The sequence below is a fragment of the Salmonella sp. 32070601201500089SM genome (genome assembly GCF_017573605.1).
GTDB lineage: Bacteria > Pseudomonadota > Gammaproteobacteria > Enterobacterales > Enterobacteriaceae > Salmonella > Salmonella enterica.
This window is the reverse complement of sequence record NZ_JAGETK010000003.1, coordinates 140,236-160,735: the sequence shown is the minus strand read 5'-3', so window position 1 is coordinate 160,735 and position 20,500 is coordinate 140,236. Positions and strand designations below refer to the sequence as shown.

18 protein-coding genes are annotated in these 20,500 nt (G+C 54.8%); 1 reads left to right on the top strand and 17 read right to left on the bottom strand.

Translation table 11 applies throughout. From position 1 onward, the window contains the following. Nucleotides 1–40: 40 nt before the first annotated feature. From cpsG to J4728_RS06460, 15 genes are all read right to left on the bottom strand, one after another. Complete coding sequence (gene cpsG, locus J4728_RS06530) at nt 41–1,411, bottom strand: colanic acid biosynthesis phosphomannomutase CpsG (RefSeq protein ID WP_208211446.1); 1,371 nt, start codon at nt 1,409–1,411, stop codon at nt 41–43. A 110-nt stretch (nt 1,412–1,521) separates the two neighbouring features. Beyond that, on the bottom strand, nt 1,522–2,964 hold the full coding sequence (cpsB, locus tag J4728_RS06525; protein WP_000605946.1) for a mannose-1-phosphate guanyltransferase: 1,443 nt from the start codon (nt 2,962–2,964) through the stop codon (nt 1,522–1,524). Further along, a complete protein-coding gene (wcaI, locus tag J4728_RS06520) occupies nt 2,961–4,184 on the bottom strand; it encodes a colanic acid biosynthesis fucosyltransferase WcaI (protein WP_086811868.1) in 1,224 nt (407 codons plus the stop codon). Before wcaI ends, cpsB begins: the two co-directional genes overlap by 4 nt. Further along, nucleotides 4,181–4,654, bottom strand: coding sequence for a GDP-mannose mannosyl hydrolase (locus tag J4728_RS06515; RefSeq protein ID WP_001748574.1), 474 nt, complete (start codon nt 4,652–4,654; stop codon nt 4,181–4,183). The genes wcaI and J4728_RS06515 overlap by 4 nt, the downstream gene beginning before the upstream one ends. Before the next feature lie 2 nt (nt 4,655–4,656). After that, nucleotides 4,657–5,622: a GDP-L-fucose synthase family protein gene (locus J4728_RS06510; protein ID WP_001041704.1), complete on the bottom strand. Its 966-nt coding sequence runs from the start codon at nt 5,620–5,622 to the stop codon at nt 4,657–4,659. Nucleotides 5,623–5,624: 2 nt separating this feature from the next. Further along, nucleotides 5,625–6,746 (bottom strand): GDP-mannose 4,6-dehydratase, encoded by a 1,122-nt coding sequence (gene gmd, locus J4728_RS06505; RefSeq protein ID WP_000048159.1) that lies wholly within the window; start codon nt 6,744–6,746, stop codon nt 5,625–5,627. 23 nt (nt 6,747–6,769) lie between these two features. Then, nucleotides 6,770–7,324, bottom strand: coding sequence for a colanic acid biosynthesis acetyltransferase WcaF (wcaF, locus tag J4728_RS06500; protein WP_001153603.1), 555 nt, complete (start codon nt 7,322–7,324; stop codon nt 6,770–6,772). Nucleotides 7,325–7,339: 15 nt separating this feature from the next. Next, nucleotides 7,340–8,086 carry a colanic acid biosynthesis glycosyltransferase WcaE gene (gene wcaE / locus J4728_RS06495; protein ID WP_000480132.1) on the bottom strand — a complete coding sequence of 249 codons (747 nt, stop codon included), beginning with the start codon at nt 8,084–8,086 and terminating at the stop codon, nt 7,340–7,342. Nucleotides 8,087–8,098: 12 nt separating this feature from the next. Further along, nucleotides 8,099–9,313 carry a colanic acid polymerase WcaD gene (gene wcaD / locus J4728_RS06490; protein WP_000091392.1) on the bottom strand — a complete coding sequence of 405 codons (1,215 nt, stop codon included), beginning with the start codon at nt 9,311–9,313 and terminating at the stop codon, nt 8,099–8,101. Beyond that, nucleotides 9,288–10,505, bottom strand: a complete 1,218-nt coding sequence (gene wcaC / locus J4728_RS06485; RefSeq protein ID WP_080183528.1) for a colanic acid biosynthesis glycosyltransferase WcaC — start codon at nt 10,503–10,505, stop codon at nt 9,288–9,290. Before wcaC ends, wcaD begins: the two co-directional genes overlap by 26 nt. Continuing rightward, entirely contained in the window at nt 10,502–10,990 is a 489-nt protein-coding gene (gene wcaB / locus J4728_RS06480) for a colanic acid biosynthesis acetyltransferase WcaB (RefSeq protein WP_023226696.1), read from the bottom strand. The genes wcaC and wcaB overlap by 4 nt, the downstream gene beginning before the upstream one ends. 2 nt (nt 10,991–10,992) lie before the next feature. Next, nucleotides 10,993–11,835, bottom strand: a complete 843-nt coding sequence (gene wcaA, locus J4728_RS06475) for a colanic acid biosynthesis glycosyltransferase WcaA (RefSeq protein ID WP_208211444.1) — start codon at nt 11,833–11,835, stop codon at nt 10,993–10,995. Nucleotides 11,836–11,921: 86 nt separating this feature from the next. Then, nucleotides 11,922–14,081 carry a tyrosine-protein kinase Wzc gene (gene wzc / locus J4728_RS06470; protein ID WP_208211442.1) on the bottom strand — a complete coding sequence of 720 codons (2,160 nt, stop codon included), beginning with the start codon at nt 14,079–14,081 and terminating at the stop codon, nt 11,922–11,924. Further along, nucleotides 14,078–14,527, bottom strand: a complete 450-nt coding sequence (wzb, locus tag J4728_RS06465; RefSeq protein ID WP_000482224.1) for a low molecular weight protein-tyrosine-phosphatase Wzb — start codon at nt 14,525–14,527, stop codon at nt 14,078–14,080. Before wzb ends, wzc begins: the two co-directional genes overlap by 4 nt. A 5-nt stretch (nt 14,528–14,532) precedes the next feature. Next, a complete protein-coding gene (locus J4728_RS06460; protein ID WP_000978076.1) occupies nt 14,533–15,672 on the bottom strand; it encodes a polysaccharide export protein in 1,140 nt (379 codons plus the stop codon). 674 nt (nt 15,673–16,346) lie between these two features. Between J4728_RS06460 and J4728_RS06455 the strand changes: the two genes are divergently transcribed. After that, complete coding sequence (locus J4728_RS06455) at nt 16,347–17,927, top strand: TerC family protein (protein WP_208211440.1); 1,581 nt, start codon at nt 16,347–16,349, stop codon at nt 17,925–17,927. Between the two features lie 85 nt (nt 17,928–18,012). Here the strand turns inward: J4728_RS06455 and asmA are convergent, their stop codons facing one another. Together asmA and dcd are read right to left on the bottom strand one after the other, a co-directional pair. Next, nucleotides 18,013–19,869: an outer membrane assembly protein AsmA gene (gene asmA, locus J4728_RS06450; protein WP_001252257.1), complete on the bottom strand. Its 1,857-nt coding sequence runs from the start codon at nt 19,867–19,869 to the stop codon at nt 18,013–18,015. Between the two features lie 38 nt (nt 19,870–19,907). Then, nucleotides 19,908–20,489: a dCTP deaminase gene (dcd, locus tag J4728_RS06445; protein ID WP_001234783.1), complete on the bottom strand. Its 582-nt coding sequence runs from the start codon at nt 20,487–20,489 to the stop codon at nt 19,908–19,910. Between the last annotated feature and the right edge of the window lie 11 nt (nt 20,490–20,500).

The window sequence follows — 20,500 nt, the reverse complement described above, 5'->3', positions numbered from 1 at the left end:
ATTGGCCCCTTACCCGCAGGCGGTAAGGGGAGATCTGACGTTACTGATTCAGCAGCGCCAGCAGAGTGCGTGTTCGCGCTTCCATCAGCGGAATATCGCCGCGTGATTCCACATTCAGGCGCACCACCGGTTCGGTGTTCGACGAGCGCAGGTTGAAACGCCAGTCGGCGAACGACATGCTGAGGCCGTCCGTGCGGTCCACTGCCTGCGCCTCTTCCGCAAAGTGCGCTTCCACCCGCGCAATGGCCGCCGCCGGCTCCGCCAGTCTGCTGTTGATTTCCCCGCTCGCCGGGAACGCCGCCATCCGGTCGCGAACCAGCTCACCCAGCGACTGTCTCTTCAGGCACACCAGCTCCGCCACCAGCAGCCACGGGATCATCCCGCTGTCGCAGTAGGCAAAATCACGAAAATAGTGATGCGCGCTCATTTCCCCGCCATAAATGGCATCCTCCGTACGCATCCGCTCCTTGATAAAGGCGTGCCCGGTTTTTGACATCACCGGCGTCCCGCCCGCCGCCGTCACCACTGCCTCCGTGTTCCAGGTCAGGCGCGGGTCGTGGATAATCTTCGCCCCCGGGTGTTTTTCCAGAAACGCTTCCGCCAGCAGCCCGACGATGTAGTACCCCTCGATAAACTGCCCTTTCTCATCGAACAGGAAGCAGCGGTCGAAGTCGCCGTCAAAGGCGATGCCCATGTCCGCCCCGTGTTCAATAACGGCCTTGCGGGTGTCGTCGCGACACTCCGGCAGCAACGGGTTGGGAATGCCGTTCGGGAAGGTGCCGTCCGGGGTGTTGTGGATTTTGATGAACTCCACCGGCGCGCCCAGCGCCTTCAGGCGTACTTCGATGGCGTCAATGACCGGCCCCGCCGCCCCATTGCCGGCGTTAAACACCAGCTTCAGCGGGGTGAGATTTTTAACGCTGATATAGCCGAGCAGGTGGCCGATGTAGGCGTCGCGCAGGCTGATTTGTCTGTAGCTGCCGCGCGCGGCCTCGTTCACCGGCGGGAAGTCGCCCGCTTCCGTCAGACGCTGAACGTCGCGCAGACCGGTGTCGCCGCTTATCGGGCGGGCGCCCTCGCGCACCAGCTTCATACCGTTGTAGTCCATCGGATTATGGCTGGCGGTCACTTCAATACCGCCGTCCACGCCGAGGTGGAAGGTGGCGAAGTAAATCTCTTCGGTGCCGGACATACCGATATCCAGCACGTCGACGCCCGCGTCCTGTAACCCTTTCGCCAGCGCCAGCTTCAGCGCCTCGCTGGTCAGGCGCACGTCGCCGCCCAGCACGATGGTTTTCGGTTTTAAATATTCGCCGTAAGCGCGGCCAATCCGCCACGCGATATCTTCATTGAGCTCTTCGCCCAGCCTGCCGCGAATGTCGTAGGCCTTGAAACAGGTTAATTTTGTCATATTCTTACCCTTCTTCAGGCAACAGTTAGCCCTGACCGTAAATGGCCAGCATCGTTATTGTTATTCATTGCCGGATGGCGCGTTGCGCTTACCGGGCATAATTGCAGGCGTCAGACCCGCCCGTAACGGTCCTCGAACCGCACCACGTCGTCCTCTTCGAGATACGAGCCGGAACGCACTTCAATTAAATCGAGCGGTATTTTTCCCGGATTTTCCAGGCAGTGAGTCGCCCCCAGCGGAATATAGATGGACTCGTTTTCACCGAGCAGCTTAACCTCGCCGTTGATGGTGACTCTGGCGGTCCCCGCCACCACCACCCAGTGCTCGGCGCGGTGATGGTGCATCTGCACCGACAGTCCTTCCCCCGGCTTGACGGTAATGCGCTTCACCTGATAGCGCTCGCCCGCGTCGATGGAGTCGTATTTGCCCCACGGACGGTAAACCTCGCGGTGCATATGGTGCTCATGGCGTCCGTCGGCCTTGATCTTCTCCACCACCTTTTTCACGTCCTGCACCGCGTGGCGATCGGCAATCAGCACGGCGTCTTTGGTCTGCACCACCACCAGATCCTTCACGCCGACGGTGGTCACTAGGCCGGATTCGGCGTAAACGTAGCTGTTTTCCGTTTTATGGCTGATGACGTCGCCGTGGTGGACGTTTCCCTCCGGGGTGTGGGCGCTGATTTCCCACAGCGAGGACCACGAGCCGACATCGCTCCAGCCCGCGTCCATTGGCATCACCACCGCGTCCGCCGTCCGCTCCATCACCGCGTAGTCAATGGACTCTTCCGGACAGGCGAGGAAGGCCTCTTCATCCACGCGAATGAAGTCAAGATCCGGATCGACGCCGCGCATCGCCTGTTCACAGGCGGCCAGAATATCGGGGCGGAACTTTTTCAGCTCTTCCAGATAGCGTCCGGCGCGGAACAGAAACATGCCGCTGTTCCAGTAGTAATCGCCGCTGGCGACGTAGGCCTGAGCGGTTTCCAGCCCCGGCTTCTCAACGAACTGCGCCACCTCAAAAGCCACCGCATCCGTCGCGCCCGGCACGACATCACCGCGCCGGATATAGCCATAGCCAGTTTCCGGCAGATCCGGCACGATACCGAAGGTCACCAGTTTGCCCGCGTCGGCATAGGGCATGGCGCCGCGCACCGCGTCGCGGAAGGCCTCTTCATTGGCGATTGCATGATCCGCCGCCAGTACCAGCATCAGCGGATCGCAGTCCGTATGCTGGCGCGTCGCCGCCAGCGCCGCCAGCGCAATCGCCGGCGCGGTATTGCGCCCGGCGGGCTCAAGAATAATGTTCTCCGTCAGCTTATTGAGCTGGCGGAGCTGTTCGGCAACGATAAAACGGTGCTGTTCGTTGCAGATCACCACCGGGCTTTCGCACTCCACGCCGTTCAGACGGCAAATGGTGGTTTGCAGCATGGTGAGATCGCCTTTCAGGCACAGAAACTGTTTTGGATAAAGCACGCGAGAAAGCGGCCACAATCGGCTACCGGAGCCACCGGCCATCACAACCGGGTAAAGTTTTGTCTGACGCATTATCATCCCCGAATATCTGCAATAAATTGGCGTAGCACGTTCTCTTTATTGAGCGTGCGTTCGGCGTATTCACGTGCCGTCGTGTTGTTTTTCGGCATGGCGAGCGCCTGGCTAATCCCGTTGACCAGCGCGTCGGTCGACTCCGGTTCCACGCAAACGGCGATGCCCGGATAGCGCACGCAAAGTTGTCCTAATTCGGTGTGCGGCTCAGCGGTAATCACCGCATTACCGCCGACCGCCAGAATGTTAGTCAGCTTGGAGGGCAGTACCGCATCCGCTGCGCCGCGCTTTTGCACCACCAGATGGCAGTCGCCCATTTTCAGCAGCGCGGGTAAGGCGTCGTAAGGCTGCAGCGGGAGGAATTTAATATTTGGCAGGCCGCGTTCGCGGGCCATGTTCTCCAGCCGCGCCTTGCCGCCCCCCTGGCCGACAATCGCAAAAATCAACGGTCGATCGCGTAATCGTTCCGCGGCGTCAATTACCTTTTCCAGCCCTTGCTTTTCGCCGATATTGCCGGAATAGAGCACAATTTTTTTGCCCTCTGGCAAGCCAAGCTGCTGACGCAAAGCCGTCACGTCAGCGTCATTAACGTCCTGAAAGCGCGCCACTTCCGACCAGTTCGGAAAAAAGAGGATTTTTTCCGCCGCGACGCCCTTTTCCCGCGCTTTATTCATCATGGAGCGAGAGATGGTCGAAACATTATCAACGTTACGCAGCGCGCTGCGTTCAAAGGCCGTCGCTAACCGCGCTACGCTGCCGCGCTTGCCTTTTCCCGCCATTCCTAAGCCGAGCATGGCGTCCACTTCGTAATCCTGAATATGCAGTACGGTACGCGCGCCGGAGAGTGTCGCCAGCAGGCGCATTCCCGGCGTACAAAAGAGCGTCGGTACAACGCCGATAATCCGATCCGGCTTCCAGCGACGCTGCGCCATCAGTGGGAAAAAACTGCTCAATGCAAAGCTCCCCAGATGAAGCAGTCGTTTTAAGGTGGAGGGCTGTTTCGGCACATACAGCGGGCAGCGCCAGACGGTAGCCTCGCCCTCTTCCCGGCGATAGCGCCAGGCGGAATAGCGCTCGCCGACCTTCCACTGCGGGTAGTACGGCGGCGCAGTAATGACCCGCACCTCATGGCCTTCCCGCGCCATCCACGCCACCATTTCGCCGGTATATTTGCCGATACCGGTCAGTTCCGGTGAATAGTTAATGCCATAGACCAGGATCTTCATAGGCCCACCGCCGGCGCGTCAGGAGAGAAGTAGGCCCGACTGTTCTCATGAACATTGTCGCTTGCCAGAAGCTGTTCCGGCGTCAGCCAGCGGTAACTGCCATGCTGGGTATCAGGCAGGCGTAAATCGCTCTCCGCCACGCGCAGACGAAAGCCGAGCACGATGTAGTGGGTTGAAAAATCCTCACCGGAAAAGTTGTCGTCATAGAAGTGCTGCCAGACGCCATAAAACGTCCCTGCCGCCAGCGGCAGACGCACGCCCAGTTCCGCCTGCGTCAGGCGTGCAAAGGCGGCCTCCAGCGTTTCGTCTTTGCACACCCGCCCCCCCGGCACAAACCAGTAGCCCTGCGCCGGACGGTTGAGACGCTGGCCCAGTAAAATTTCCCCCTGGCCGTTTTCCACAATGAAATCGAGGGAGATGAGGGGCGTGGTCCGCACCACGGCGGCGAAATCTTCCTGACGTAAAAACATTGTCACCCCCGGAACCGTTGCTGATTCTCAAGGAACCACTGGTAAGTACCGGCAAGCCCTGCCTCCAGTGAAATTTCGTGATACCAGCCAAGCTGATGCAGGCGCGTGACGTCGAGCAATTTACGCGGCGTGCCGTCCGGCTTCGCGGCGTCGAACACCACCCGGCCCTGGTAACCCACCACCTTTGCGATAGTCTGCGCCAGTTCGCGGATAGTGCAGTCCACGCCAGTGCCGACGTTAATGTGCGACAGCATCGGGTCGGTGTTCTCCTGCCACACTTCGCGCGCCAGCTCCATCACGTGAATACTGGCCGCCGCCATATCGTCAACGTGCAGAAATTCACGCATCGGCGTGCCGCTGCCCCACACCACCACCTCCGGCGCGTGGCTCTGCGCAGCCTCATGAAAGCGGCGCAGCAGCGCCGGGATCACATGTGAATTGTCCGGATGGAAATTGTCATGCGGGCCGTACAGGTTGGTTGGCATCACCGAACGGTAGTCGCGACCGTACTGCCGGTTGTAGGACTCGCACAGTTTAATCCCGGCGATCTTGGCGATGGCATACGGCTCGTTGGTCGGCTCCAGCGTCCCCTGCAGCAGCTCGCTTTCCGCCATCGGCTGCCTTGCCAGTTTCGGATAGATACAGGACGAACCGAGAAACAGCAGTTTGTTCACGTTGTGCAGGTGCGCGGCGTGAATAATGTTGCTCTCTATCATCATGTTTTCATAAATAAAATCCGCCGGATACGTGTTGTTGGCGACAATGCCGCCCACTTTCGCCGCCGCCAGATAAACCTGGTCGATACCCGCCCCGGCAAAGAACGCCTGTACCGCACGCCCGTCGAGCAGATCCAGCTCATCGCGGGTGCGCAGCACCAGCTCCACGTCGCCGCGCTGCGCAAGCTGCCGTACAATGGCGGAGCCCACCATCCCGCGATGGCCCGCCACAAAAATTCGTTGCTTATTCATTCTCAGGACTCCAGCGCGATGGCCACCTCGTAACCGTGAGATTTCAGCAGTGAGTGTTTTTTCGCGGCCTCCAGATCGTTCGCCACCATCTCGGAGACCATCTCCGACAGGGTGATTTCCGGTTTCCAGCCCAGTATCTCATGCGCTTTGGACGGGTCGCCCAGCAGGGTTTCCACTTCCGCCGGACGGAAATAACGCGGATCAACGGCCACAATCACATCCCCCGGTTTCACGCCCGGCGCATCGTGTCCGGTAACGGATACCACGATCCCTTTCTCATTAATGCCTTCGCCTTCAAAGCGCAGTTTTATCCCCAGTTGCGCCGCCGCCAGCTCCACAAACTGGCGCACGGAATACTGCACGCCGGTGGCAATCACGAAATCTTCCGGCTGCTCCTGCTGTAACATCATCCACTGCATCCGCACGTAATCTTTCGCATGGCCCCAGTCGCGCAGCGAGTCCATGTTGCCGAGATACAGGCAGGACTCCAGTCCCTGCGCGATATTGGCGATGGCGCGGGTGATCTTACGGGTGACGAAGGTTTCGCCGCGACGCGGGGACTCATGGTTAAACAGAATGCCGTTACAGGCGTAAATACCGTAGGATTCACGGTAGTTGACGGTGATCCAGTAGGCGTACAGTTTCGCCACCGCATAGGGGGAACGCGGGTAGAACGGCGTGGTCTCTTTCTGCGGAATTTCCTGCACCAGCCCGTACAGTTCAGAGGTGGAGGCCTGGTAGAACCGCGTTTTCTTTTCAAGACCGAGGAAGCGGATCGCCTCCAGCAGGCGCAGCGTGCCCATCGCATCCACATCGGCGGTATATTCCGGCGACTCAAACGACACCGCCACGTGGCTCATCGCGCCCAGGTTGTAGACCTCATCCGGCTGCACTTCCTGTAAAATGCGGGTCAGGTTGGAGGCGTCGGTCAGGTCGCCATAATGCAGATGAAATTTCGGGTTGCAGCTGTGCGGGTCCTGATAAATATGGTCCACGCGCTCGGTATTAAACGATGACGCGCGGCGCTTGATACCATGCACCTCATACCCTTTTTCCAGCAGAAATTCTGCCAGGTAAGACCCATCCTGTCCGGTTACGCCAGTAATGAGAGCGACTTTTGACATTTTCATTTCCTCAAATAGTCCCGTTAGGGAGTAACTTTCTGAACGCGCTGGCGCGTTACCACTGCGGGATTGCCCCGACAAATCGCATTTGCCGGTAATGATTTAAATACGCTGCTGCGCGCGCCGACGACGGTGCCATGACCTATCGTCACGCCGGGCGCGACAAAAACATCGGTCGCCAGCCAACATTTTTCGCCAATAACAATCGGCGCGGCGTTAATATCGAAATGGGCGCTGGTATAATCATGGCTACCGGTACACAAATACCCTTTTTGTGAAATGACCGCATGTGCGCCAATATTAATTTCACCCAACGTATATAACACAGCGTCGTCGCCTACCCAGGCATAATCGCCGACGGTTAATTTCCACGGATAGGTAATTTTTACTGACGGTCGAATAACCACATTCTTTCCAATTTTGGCGCCAAACAGACGCAGCAAAAAGGCTCGCCAGCGATACAATATTTGCGGCGATCCGGCGAATAATGTCGCCTGTACCGCCCACCATAATTGTACTTTTAGCGCATTAGCGCCGCGGAACCCTTTCGGCACCGTAAAGCCGCTAAGATCCTGCATAATAACTCCCGGTGATTAGACTTTGTTATACCGCGCTTTTGTTTTACCCGTCGTTTTCAGACGTAATAAATAGGATAATTGCGCCCAAAATCCTGGCACACGTAATATTTTTCGCTGTACGTTTTTTGCATCCTGACATAATTCCAGATTATTCGAGGTTGACACGCCGCCCATCGAAAACTCAGATACCAGTCCGTTAATTCGCCGAAAAGGATAGCCTGCTTTATAGAGACGGGCTGCCAGCGCATAATCTGAAGAGACATGATATTGCAGATCATAAGGATACTTTTTTAACGCTGCCGTCGGGAAAAATATCGCCTGATGGCTGGCTGGCAAACTATGGTAGATATAATACCCGGGTTTAGCCTTCCGGCGTATTTTATGCCCGCCGCCGAAATCCAGCAGCGCGTCGCCAATATACATCGCCTCGCCCTTTTGTCGCGCCAGTTGGCGGACAAACAGCGCGGCATCATCATGGAACGCATCACCGGAATTAAGAAACAGGGTATAGCGCCCCTGCGCCAGCGCAATGCCTTTGTTCATGGCATCATAAATACCGCGATCCTTTTCACTGATAAAACGCAGGTTAAACTCACCGTGACGTTTTTGCAGAAATTCGCGCGTGCCGTCCTCCGAACCGCCATCCACTACGATCCATTCAAATGACAGGCCCGGATCGCGCGCCAGATTGCGCAGCGAGCGCCAGGTTTTTACCACCCCTTCGTAATTGCGAAAGGCGACGGTAACGACGCTTAAAAACATGCCACCACCTCGTTATGAAATTTTTAACGCCTTGCGCAAAATGAACGGACAGACGATTAAAAAAGCATATTCCGGGCTAAATATTGAACCGGTAAAAAACAGCGACACCGGCGTAAAAAGATAGAGCTGCACCCGAAAATTACGATTATCGCCAAACGCATTTAGCGCCATTTTTAAAACTTTCCCCATATACCACAGCGTCATTAGCACTGCGAACCAGGAAAAATAAATAATCAGTAGATACAATCCATTGTCTATGGTTTTCCCGACATCCGCACCGTTAAAGATTCCGAATGATGCGACATATTCATAAAGTGAGCCAAATCTGACTACACCATCAATATGGGTCAAGGAATATCCGACCATGACTAACGGGCCCACAATACGATAATAAGAAGATGAGCCTTCCGTCCCTAAATCGCCAAGTCGTGTCGCGATATAAGGAAATGCAATAATTACCCCAACCAAAAACAGGGTTAATGAGACCAGCGCCAGTGGAAGTTTTTTCTTTATCGCATCCTTATTCAAATATTGGAACGCCCACTCCAGAAGGTAAAACAGGATAAAGGTCATTACCCCTGAAAATGATCCTGATAATATTATCCCTGCCAGAATCATAGCATCGCTTTTCGGTGTTTTGATACCAAACTGTTTGATGCTCAGCCAAATTGAGATTAGTGCCAAAGCGAAAAATGCCGGTTCAAAATAAAGCGCAGTGGTACGCTTACCGCCAAATTTTATGAAGTTCAGTACGTAGCTATTACTGTAAATGAGATATTTCGAAATTCCTTCCATAATACTGCTGCCGCCGGTAAGGATAATTTGCGCCATCTCAACCGCGGCGAGCGCGACCACTATACCCACCACCAGATAAAAAAAACGTAAAATCTTTCGGTGGTTATGCGCGGAAATGGTTTTGAATCGGATACTCCAGACCATCCCGATAATGACCACAATATAGACAAACAGCATCGTGGATGTGACATATTTACCGGCATTCAGCGACTGGCCGAACAGGAAGTTAAATGCCGTAAGCCCCGCGCCGATGCCTAAGGCAATCATCAATTTTTTTACGCTAATGCGTTCCACAAATAACAGCAGCAACAGCGGTAAAAAAGTGACGATGGTAATGGGAAAGCTTTCCCCCAGTTGGGCAATCTTGACATTGACCAGTAGGTAGATCAGCGGCAGCAGCAGGTAGCTACAGATTCTGATAGAACGAGACATACTCCTCCAGCATCTGTTGACCGCTGTACGCGACGCGGCTACGCATACGAAAGGCGTCCAGCGTGGCGCCAAATACCGCCTGAGCAATCTCTGGCTTACGCCGCTGCGCCAGGCGCAGTACATCTGTAGCGGCAAAGGTCTGGCCGCCGGATTTCGCCAGCACCTCCTGCGCCGCCTCGCTGTGGGTGGCGATCACCGGTACGCCGATCGAGAGCGCTTCACATAAGATCAGCGGATAGTTATCGACCCGCGAGCTAAAGACCAGCGCGTCCATCTCATTGAGCGCGCTCATTAATTTGCGCTTATCGGTTTCAAAACCGTGATTAACAACGTTTTGGCCGGTAAAAGGCGAAAATTTACCGAAGGTGTGCAGTTCAATTTTTTCGCCCAGCGCCATCATGTCGTGTACCAGACGCTGGTCAGTTTTGCCGTCGTAACGCAAGTCATGCGCCACAATGGCGATCCGCGGTTTGCCCGGATTCAGCGGCACAGGTGATAGTTGCGCGAGAATCGCCTCGGTCGCCAGATCGATACCGTTGTTAATCACCCGGCAGAGTCCCGCGCCATAAACGCTGTTAAAGGCCTCGGCCACATGCTGGCTCGGCGAAATAAACTGGCAGCCCAGCCGCAGCATGTCCCGAAAGCGCTGACGTTTGCCGCCAATAAGCTGGTGCGCCCGATCCACCCTGACCGGCGGATAATTGCTTAGGGTCGGACATTTTTGGCAGCCGCTTTTCCAGCCCTCGCAACCGTCGGTGAAGGCGCAACGCCCGGTGACGCTCCAGTGATCGTGCAGCGTCCAGACCAGCGTGACGTCCGGTTTTTGCGCTTTGACTTTTTCGCAAAACGTCACGATATCCGCCAGGTTTAGCCAGTAACTGTGGAGAACATGAAAATGCAGCACCAGCGGGCCGGATGTCTGGATAACCGTGCGGTAAAGATTGTCGAGATTGCCAAACAGATCGCGATTCAGGAAACGAAATAGCGCGATATTGGCGATTGCCGTGCCGCGCGGCGTCTGTTTTATCACCTGCGGATAGCGGTGGTGACTGACGCTTTTTTTTCCGCCTTTGCCATAACCATAAACAAAATGCGACGTCAGCCCTTTTTGCAGCGCCCGCAGATGAAGATCTAACGCCACTCCCGCCGCGCCGCCTTCCGCCAGCCGTACATTAAATTGCAGAATATTCATGTGCTGACCTTCACCCGTGCTTTTTCTCCCACCACCAGCGCATGGTCCGGAATACTGTCAAGCACCACGCTACCCGCGCCAATCGTGACGTGATTACCAATAGTAATATCGCCAAGCAGAATGACGTTCGCCCCCAGCTCAACGCCGTGACCAATCACCGGGCAAGCCAGGCTGTCCGCGCCGCGATTGCCGATGGTGACGCCGTGGCGAATGGTAAAATCGTCGCCGGCGACGACGTGTTTATTGATCACTACCGCGTAACCATGATGGATAGTGAACCGCCGACCAATGGTCGCGGCGGCCTGGATTTCATACCCGAACAGGCATTCCGTGATCACGCGATACAGCACCAGCACCGGCGCGGCCCACAGATTATTCAGCACATTCTTTTTGCGCCAGATGGAACAAAAATGAGCGATACGGTAGGCCAGCACCATGCAACAGGGGCGTAAGCTCCAGCTATTCGCGCGTAAGTCTTCCAGCATCGTTATCGCCCCCGCAGCCCGGCCGCCAAGCGTTTGCTGTTACGCACGGAGAGCAACGTCAGCAACGTGCGCCAGGTCATTCGCTTATTGCGAATTTGGTACAGCGTAAAAAGCTGGTATTTTTTGCTGGCGCGATCGAATTTATCTTTGTGCTTACGATAAAAATGGAAATAGCCGGAGAACTTTTTCGGCGAAGAGGTAATCTGTATCTCGCCGTGGTTGATATGTAAAATTTGCGTCGCCTCTTCGACTTTCCACGGTTCGCCATACTCCACCACCATGCGCAGAAAAATGTCGTAATCCTGCGCCGCCTTGAGTTCGGTATCGAACAAACACGCTTTAAAACGCCAGGCCCAGGTAAAAACCTGATTGCCAATAATATTGCGCTTGTAGAACAAGCGGCGCGAATAAGGGGATTTCGGATACAGCGGCAGGCTGGCAGGCTGAGAGTAGACCTCGCCCTCACACACATAGTCGTTGGCATACAAAAAGGCGTGCGTAGTCAACTGGTGTTTATGGGCCAGAAACACGCTCAGACGGTTTGGCGTCCATTCATCGTCATCATCAATACCGGTAATGTAGTGTCCTTGCGCCTGCATAATGGCCTGGTTGCGAACCGCGCAGGCGCCGGTATTCCTGGCGTTATGGGTATAACGGACGCGCGGGTCGTTCAGCTCCTCAACAAATTGTTGTAGCTGCTGATAAGACGAGGAGCAATCATCCACGATGATCATCTCCCAGTGACGGTAGTCCTGACGTAGTACTGATTTAATCGCCCGGATAGCCAACTGCTGCCTGTTCCAGGTTGGCATATAAATTGAGATCAGCGGATTGTCTGTTGTCATGCTTATTCCCCAGATAGTTTTGCCGCATGGCGCTACGCTTGTCCGGCCTACAGTCACAGGCCGCGCCATCCGGCACGCCTTATTTTTTATTTGGAATCTGACTGGTATTCATACTCGTAATAGCCATAATCCTGGTAACCCGTCGCCCGGCGGAAAATGGAGTTGAGAATGACGCCTTTGACCTGAATGCCATTCTGGTCAAAACGGCTCAGACTGGTTTCCACCTCTTTTAAGGTGTTGACGGCATAACGCGCCACCATCAGCGTTGTCCCGACGTGACGACCCACAATCGCGGCGTCCGTCACGGCCAGAATCGGCGGCGTGTCGATTAATACCAGGTCGTAGCGGCTGCTTGCCCAGGCGATCAGCTCGCCGAAGCGCTCGCTCATCAGCAGTTCCGATGGATTAGGCGGCACCTGACCGCGCGGAATAAGATCAAAATTAGCAATCGCCGTGGGTTTCGCGCAGGAGGCTATCTCACCTTTGCCCGCCAGAATGTCAGATAAGCCGTCCACGTTATTGGTGCCGAGCAGTTCATGGGTGTAGCCCTTGCGCATATCGCAGTCGATCAGTAATACCCGTTTATGCGTCTGGCTGATGACGGCCGCCAGGTTGGCGCAAACAAAGGTTTTACCGATAGAGGGGCTGACGCCTGTGAGCATGAGTACATTATTTTGCGCCTGCATCATGGCGAAATGCAGGCTGGTGCGCAGGCTGCGAATCGCCTCAATCGCCAGATCGGTCGGATTGCCCACCGCCAGCAGTTGGCTCTGCTTGTAACGCTTAATCCCTTTAATGGTTTTGACGCTATCGCGCGCTTTTTGCCATTCCGACAGCGGAATACTGGCATAGACGCTGATCCCGTGCTCCTCCAGCGCCTGCGGGCTTTCGATACCGCGATTAAACAGCGAGCGCAGCAGCACGCCGACAATCGATAACATTAATCCCAGAATAATGCTGCCGAGAATAATCAACGCCTTTTTCGGCTTCAGCACGCCCGGCTGGGTAATCGCCGGGTCAACGATGCGCACATCGCCAACGGTGCTGGCTTCGGTGATTTTCAGCTCCTGCTGTTTATTAAGCAGTTGCATATAAACCTGCTGGCCGGACTCCACATCGCGGGTCAAACGCACAATCTCCTGCTGGGTTTTCGGCATTGCCGTCACCCGCCCGTTCAGTTTGGCTTTTTCATCTTCCAGCGCTTTACGTTTTTCCAGCAGGGTGCGGTAAGCCGGATGCGCTTTGGTAAAGAGCTTGGAAATTTCCGCCTCTTTAAACGTCAACTCATTCAACTGGGCGTCGATATTAACCATCGAATCGAGCACCGCCTTCGCCTCCAGCGGTAAATCCACCGAGTCTTTATCCTGGCGGAAAACGTTTAGCTTGTTTTCCGCCACATCCAGACGGCTGCGGACTTCCGGCAGTTGTTTTGCCAGAAACGCCAGGCTCTTCCCCGCCTCTTCAGATTTTCGCGCAATATCCTGTTGCAGATAGTTACGGGTAATACTGTTGAGAATGTCGCGGATCTGGTCGCGATCCTCTCCCGTGAACGTCAGGCTCAGAACGCCGGTATCTTTGCCGGTTTCCGTTACGGTGAGGTTATTTTGCAGGTTATTAATCATGCCAAGCGTTGAGAATTTACTCACCGTAAATTCTGTATCAGGACGGGCGTCAATCGCCTCTACCCGCATCGTCACGCCGTCTTTATTGAGTGGCTGGCCCACAACGCCCTGCGCGCTAAATCCGCCGTCGCTAACCAACTGATAACGTTTGTCGCCCAGCACTTTGAGGGTGAAGATCTGTCCGCTCATCGTCTCTGGTCGGGTGAATGTCGTGACTTTCACCATTTCATTGTGACGCCCCATCAGCCGTTCCCACCCGGCGCCAAAGAGCGGAAAAGTGTTTTTGGTGACGGCAATATCCAGATCAAGATCGTCAACGGTCTTCCCCAGCACCAGGCGCGATCGAATGAGCTGAATTTCCGCATCGGAAGCCGGCGGCTTATTCGCTAATGCGCTGTTGATATCCTGTACCAGCGAATTACCGGCGTTTTGTTCAATCTGCACCAGCGCATCGGCGCTATAGATGGGCGTGGCGAAGAACGTATAAATTACCGCGCACAGCGCAAATATGGCCGTCGTCCCCAACACCCACCAACGCGCTTCAATCACCGTTCCGACCAGACGCCCGATATCGATTTCATCGCTACCCGTAGCCGCCGCAGATTGTTTTACTTTTTCTGTCATGGTTTTCCCTGCTCTGCATTCAGTGCCTGCGCCCACTGGCGGGCAGACCTTTCCAGTAATGTGTACACCGCCTCAAACGCATCGCGGCTTTTGCGATACGGGTCCGGTATTTCACGCTCGCTGTCCCAGTGACCAAACAGCATTACCTTGCCGCGCATTTCCGGCGCAATGTCGCACAGGGCGGCGATGTGACGTTTCTCCATCGTCAGAATCAGGTCATATTCCCGGCACAGACGCGCGGAAATTTGCCTTGCGCAGTGATTTTCCAAAGACAGATCGTGGGCGCTCGCCACGCTCGCCGCTGCAGGATCGGCGCCTTTGCCGACCAGCGCGCCTAACCCGGCGGACGCTACCGTCAGCGAAGGATGAAAGCGCTTTAGCAAACGTTCTGCCGTCGGGGAACGGCAAACATTCCCCACACAGACCACTAAGATTTTGTTAAACATAACGATTACCAGGAATGAATGTCGCTGGCCGTATCCGTCATATAACGGACACCGCTAATGGTCGGCAGCAACTGATTGATCAGACGGTTCCAGCGAGCAACCGGCGCGGTCGTGACGTACACCACATCGTAAGGCTGAAGTCGGAATTCCGTCGCCATCACTAATGACGTGGCGTCAGACATATCAAGCTGGTAGATATTGGCGATCTTGCCGCCGCGTTCCCCCTCGCCTTTCAACGGACGAATCACAAAAATGCCGCTGGCGTTGGAGGTGGTCAGATCGATGCCTTCCGCATTGCCCAATGCTTCGGTGAGCGTCATGCCGCTGAAATCCATTTTGAGGGTGCTCTGTTTTTTCACTTCGCCCATGACAAAGACTTTCAGATCGTCATTGCGCGGCACATACAGAATGTCGCCAGGGTAGAGCAAGCGGTTCTGACTAAGATCGCCATTTTGCATCAGCGCCTGTAGCGAAATGCGCTGTTCTTTGCCGTTGTGCGTCAACACGACGTTGCGCCAGTCCGCCATATCGGTCAGGCCGCCCGCAGCGTTAATCGCATCCAGGACGGTTAGCGGTACGTTAGTAATGGCCTGCTGACCGGATTTATTCACCTGGCCGGAGATATACGCTTTTTGCGAGCGGAAAGCGGCGATATTGACATCCACCTGTGGGTCCGCGATGTACTTCGCTAAACGCCCGGTAATATCGCTGCGAATCTCTGACAAAGTTTTACCGACGACGCTAACCTTGCCAATGTAGGGATAAAACATGGTGCCGTCCGGCTGTACCCAGTTGCCGGTATCGCTTGAGCTACGGTACTGGCCCGCTGGCGTGGTCAATTCCGGGTGATCCCAGACGGTGACATTCAGCACATCGCCAGGCCCGACGCGATACTGATAGCTGGCGATCTCCTGGTCCAGCGACATATTCGGTTGCGCGACATTGGGCCGCGGGCGTAATTGCTCAACCAACCGTGGCGTCAGCGGATACACATTGACCATCCGGTCGAGATCAAAGTCAGCGTCTTGCTGTTTGATCACATCTTTCCCCATCGTAGACATATTGCTGCCCGGAAGTACTGTGCAACCACTTATCAAGCTGAGCGACGCCAATAATGGCATCAATTTCATTTTGGATTTCATCATTGATTATTTATCACTTTGGCAGAGTCATTATCCTGTGCAATTTAAATAGCGGCTTCGTCCGTGCACATTTACCTTGCAGTTAATAGCAGAGAAAATTAACTGGCATCATTCTGAAAAAAAATCAATTCATCCGCAGGCTATTGACAGAATAATAAAGGCTTATATTCAGGCTTTCAGGCACGCTACCGCCCCTGGCTTCTTAGCTACCAATATACTGATTATTCTAAATTTTCGCATTCCCCTCCGATTTCATCCTCGTTCAGATAAAAATCTTCAGCGAAATAAAGGTTACGTATTAATAGTTTTCTCGATATCGTGACAGGATATTTAAGCGCGCTATCTTAATCCTGCAAGAATTGTTGCAGCTAACCTAATGACAGGCAAGGTAACAAACCCGCCATTCTATATTTTTAAGATTAATATTAAATGAATTAACAGATGATTTTAGGATTTTATTGATGTTGACAATATTTATTTACTCCACTCCACCTGCGATATTTCCTAAATATATTCTTGACATTATTTAGTTTCTGACAGAAACATTACGGCTATTTTAAAGTTATTTTATAGCCGCGTAACAAAGATAAATTGCGCTGCGGCATTGCATTTTTCCGCCGTATTATCCATGATCGAATTGTGACAATTGTCATATTACAGAAGGTATTGCTCTTACTATGGAATGGATTGCCGATCCGTCAATCTGGGCCGGACTGGTAACGTTAATCGTTATCGAACTTGTTCTCGGCATTGATAACCTGGTCTTTATTGCCATCCTCGCTGAAAAACTACCGCCGGGGCAGCGCGACCGCGCGCGCATTACCGGCCTGATACTGGCGATGATCATGCGCCTGCTGCTGCTGGCGTCAATCTCGTGGCTGGTCACCTTGACTAAGCCGCTTTTTAGCGTACAGGCGTTAAGCTTTAGCGCCCGCGATCTGATTATGCTGTTCGGCGGCTTCTTCCTGCTCTTTAAAGCCACCATGGAGCTCAACGAACGGCTGGAAGGGAAAGATAGCGCCAACCCTACCCAGCGTAAGGGGGCGAAATTCTGGGCGGTGGTCGCGCAAATCGTGGTGCTGGACGCTATCTTTTCTCTCGACTCCGTGATTACCGCCGTGGGGATGGTCGATCACCTGGCGGTCATGATGGCGGCCGTGATAATCGCCATTAGCCTGATGCTGCTCGCCAGCAAGTCACTGACCCGATTTGTGAACAACCATCCCACCATTGTCATTTTGTGTCTTAGCTTCCTGCTAATGATCGGCTTTAGCCTGGTGGCGGAAGGGTTTGGTTTCCACATTCCGAAAGGGTATCTGTACGCGGCTATCGGCTTCTCGGTGATGATCGAGGCGCTCAACCAACTGGCTATTTTTAACCGCCGCCGTTTTCTTTCCGCTAACCATACGCTGCGCCAGCGCACAACGGAGGCCGTGATGCGGCTGATTAGCGGTAAAAAAGAGGATGCCGAACTGGATGCGGAAACCGCCGCGATGCTGGCAGACCATGACGACAGCCAGATTTTTAATCCGCAGGAGCGCAGGATGATTGAGCGGGTGCTGAATCTCAACCAGCGCACCGTAAGTAGTATCATGACGTCGCGTCACGATATCGAGCATATCGATCTCAACGCGCCGGAAGCGGAAATCCGCGCTCTGCTGGAAAAGAACCAGCATACGCGTCTGGTCGTGACGGGTGAAAATGAACAGGAAGATTTACTCGGCGTCGTCCACGTCATCGATCTGTTGCAACAATCGCTGCGCGGCGAACCGCTCAACCTGCGGGCGCTGATTCGCCAACCGCTGGTTTTCCCGGAAACATTGCCGCTGCTGCCTGCGCTGGAGCAGTTCCGTAACGCCAGAACCCATTTTGCCTTTGTCGTAGATGAGTTTGGCTCGGTTGAAGGCATTGTGACATTAAGCGATGTCATGGAGACTATCGCCGGTAATCTGCCGAATGAAGTCGAGGAAATTGACGCCCGCCACGATATTCAGAAGAACCCGGACGGTTCCTGGACAGCAAACGGCCATATGCCGCTGGAGGATTTGGTGCAGTACGTGCCGCTACCGCTGGATGAAAAACGGGAATACCATACGATTGCCGGATTATTGATGGAATATTTGCAGCGCATACCGCAAACCGGTGAAGAGGTTCCGGTGGGCGATTATTTGCTGAAAACATTGCAGGTAGAAAGCCATCGAGTGCAGAAAGTGCAGTTAATTCCGCTGCATAACGGCGAGCCAGACCAGGAGATGTAACATCTGTTCGCCTGCCCCGGCCTGCTTACCAGGCAGGCCGGAGGCGCGTTAGCCTTGCCATCCGGCTCTGCCCTTTGGCCAAAAACTACAGCTTATCCAGCAGTTTCTTCACATCTTTACCATTGCGGGTATCTTTATTGCGCTCCGCCCAGTCGTTGAGCCGACGCTTCGCCTCATCCTGTAAATGCTTACGCAATAACTGATCCACTTGCAGGGTATAGTTCAGCTCCTGCCACTTGCCATAGACGCGCAGCGGCACCGGCGTCTCTTTCAGGAAGGTGATCAGGTTGCTATCGCCGTTCCAGCCGCCCAGCACACGCAGATTAAATTGCGTATCACAGCTCTGCTTAACCAGGTCCAGCGTTCCGCTGCCGGTTAACGCCAGCATAGAAGATTGCCCGACCATGTCGTCGAGCGTCAGCGTGCCCTTATTTAGCGTCAGATCGGTCGTGAAGCGATCCAGTCGGGTCGCGTTGTCCATATTTTCCTGCGACTGCTGCGCGTCGCCGCCGCTTCGCTCTACGGCCTGCTGCACCAGTTGCTGGAAATTCATTCCTTCGAGGCGCGTATTGCTCATGTCAACATGCGCTTTTCCTTTCCAGCTGTGGCGAAATGCCTCCGCGTCAATATCCGCCCCGGAGAAATCGCCAACCAGCGACATCTTACCGGTCAGGCTAATCGGATAATTGAAGGCTTTCAGGATAGTCCCAATCTCAACATGGTTAAGGCGAGGGTGGAACTCGATGCGTGGACTGGCGGTGCGGGCGTCAAGCGTGCCGGGCAGCGACATCTCTCCGTCGGCCAGTTTCCCCTGCAACTCGGTAATATCCAGCAATCCGGCCTGATTAGACATCTTCGTCGAAACCTGGGTAAAGTCCATTCCCCGCCAGCGAACTGAATCCGCCTGTAAAGCAATCTCCGCCGTAAAGCTTTGCAGCCCCTGATAAGGCGGCGCACCAACACGCGACGCGATAACTGGCCTGGTCAGGGGGAGCGTATTTTGCCCCTGCGACACCGCGCCGCCCGTCTGAGCCACGGCGCTATGATGCGGCAACAGGTTGTCCAGATTAAGCTTGCTGGACTGGAGGTCAATTTGCCATTCCGGCTGCTCCGCCAGCGTTACCTGAACGTGTCCGGTCAGAGAACTGTCATTCGCCGTTAAATTTAAGTGGTTAAATGAAAGACGTTTTTGCGCCTCCTGCCACTGCGCCTGCAGCTGTCCCTGCCCCTCAATCCCCTGCGCCGGTAAATCCGCGCCCTGCAATTGCCAGCGCAGTTGCTCAATACCCGCGGTTAAGTTATGCGGATAATCGGAAGCATCCACCGTTCCGCTAAACGATAAAGCAAGATCCCGCTGATCGCGGTTCACGCGTCCCGAAAAATCAAACGTGCCGCGATGCTCGGCATCTTGTTCCATATTCAGACGAATATCGCGCACCGTGACCTGATCATCATTTTCATGCTGGAAAACCAGCACGCTGTCGGCAACGCGCAGGCTACGAATATCAAACGACCAGCCGCGATCTTCCGCTACATCCGGCAAGGTATTATCTTTCGGCGCGACCGGCGCATCATCACTGCGTACCGCTTCCGTTTGCGGCGTCAATTGAATCACCCCGCCTTTCAGCATCACCTGCTTAACATGAAGCTGATGACTCAACAGCGGCCATAAAGCGACATCCAGGCGCATATTGTCAGCCCGCACCAGCGGTTCGCTGGCGCCTCGCGCCGTTAGCGTCATTCGCCCGGAAAGGATGCTGAGTTGCGGCCATACGTGCCAGCGCAGCGGCCCGTCCAGTTGCAACTGATATTCACTACGCGCGGCAACCTGCTGCACCATATAGGCGCGGAAATCATTCGGATTGACCAACAATACCAACGCAGAGAATCCGGCCACCAGCACGACCAGGAGAATCATCAGCGTCGTCAGAAATCGTCTCATGCTACCCTCAATGGACCGGCAGTATTGCGCCGAATGGCTCAGTCTTTATCAATCCGGCTGGCAACAGCGCCCTGCTGATCGCGATATTTGGCATCCTGACGGCGGTTATAAGGCCGCGCCGCCGGGCCGGACAGCGGCTCAAAGCTCAGCGCGCCGATGAGCATACCCGGACGCAACGCCAGCGGCAGCTTCCCGGAGTTGTAAAACTCAAGCACAATGCAGCCCGACCAGCCGGGATCAATACGGTGCGCCGTCACATGCACCATCAGCCCCAGACGCGCCAGCGAGGAACGACCATCCAGCCAGCCCACTAAATCCGGCGGCAGGGTAACGGATTCAAAGGTGACAGCCAGCGCCAACTCGCCCGGATGCAGATAAAATGCCTCGCCGTCCGGCAAAACGATTTCATCGCTCATCACGCGATCCAGCGCCGCGCTGACCTCGTCTTTCGGCCCGCTCAGATCGATAAACGCCGCCGTATGGCCACGGAAGGTTCGAAATTTATTGCCAAGACGTACATCGACCGTCGCGCCGTTAATGCGCTCTACGGGAGGTCGCGGGGTGATAGACAAACGGCCTTCATCCAGCCAGGCTTCAATATCTCGGTCGCATAAACGCATGGCACTTTCTC

Coding starts and splice junctions, on each gene's coding strand:
- wcaI (WP_086811868.1), bottom strand. CDS start 4,184: ATGAAGATCCTGGTCTATGGCATTAACTATTCACCGGAACTGACCGGT.
- wcaF (WP_001153603.1), bottom strand. CDS start 7,324: ATGCAGGATCTTAGCGGCTTTACGGTGCCGAAAGGGTTCCGCGGCGCT.
- wcaB (WP_023226696.1), bottom strand. CDS start 10,990: ATGCTGGAAGACTTACGCGCGAATAGCTGGAGCTTACGCCCCTGTTGC.
- wcaC (WP_080183528.1), bottom strand. CDS start 10,505: ATGAATATTCTGCAATTTAATGTACGGCTGGCGGAAGGCGGCGCGGCG.
- J4728_RS06515 (WP_001748574.1), bottom strand. CDS start 4,654: ATGTTTTTACGTCAGGAAGATTTCGCCGCCGTGGTGCGGACCACGCCC.
- J4728_RS06510 (WP_001041704.1), bottom strand. CDS start 5,622: ATGAATAAGCAACGAATTTTTGTGGCGGGCCATCGCGGGATGGTGGGC.
- wzc (WP_208211442.1), bottom strand. CDS start 14,081: ATGACAGAAAAAGTAAAACAATCTGCGGCGGCTACGGGTAGCGATGAA.
- cpsB (WP_000605946.1), bottom strand. CDS start 2,964: ATGATAATGCGTCAGACAAAACTTTACCCGGTTGTGATGGCCGGTGGC.
- J4728_RS06460 (WP_000978076.1), bottom strand. CDS start 15,672: ATGATGAAATCCAAAATGAAATTGATGCCATTATTGGCGTCGCTCAGC.
- wcaA (WP_208211444.1), bottom strand. CDS start 11,835: ATGACAACAGACAATCCGCTGATCTCAATTTATATGCCAACCTGGAAC.
- wzb (WP_000482224.1), bottom strand. CDS start 14,527: ATGTTTAACAAAATCTTAGTGGTCTGTGTGGGGAATGTTTGCCGTTCC.
- dcd (WP_001234783.1), bottom strand. CDS start 20,489: ATGCGTTTATGCGACCGAGATATTGAAGCCTGGCTGGATGAAGGCCGT.
- wcaE (WP_000480132.1), bottom strand. CDS start 8,086: ATGTTTTTAAGCGTCGTTACCGTCGCCTTTCGCAATTACGAAGGGGTG.
- cpsG (WP_208211446.1), bottom strand. CDS start 1,411: ATGACAAAATTAACCTGTTTCAAGGCCTACGACATTCGCGGCAGGCTG.
- J4728_RS06455 (WP_208211440.1), top strand. CDS start 16,347: ATGGAATGGATTGCCGATCCGTCAATCTGGGCCGGACTGGTAACGTTA.
- wcaD (WP_000091392.1), bottom strand. CDS start 9,313: ATGTCTCGTTCTATCAGAATCTGTAGCTACCTGCTGCTGCCGCTGATC.
- asmA (WP_001252257.1), bottom strand. CDS start 19,869: ATGAGACGATTTCTGACGACGCTGATGATTCTCCTGGTCGTGCTGGTG.
- gmd (WP_000048159.1), bottom strand. CDS start 6,746: ATGTCAAAAGTCGCTCTCATTACTGGCGTAACCGGACAGGATGGGTCT.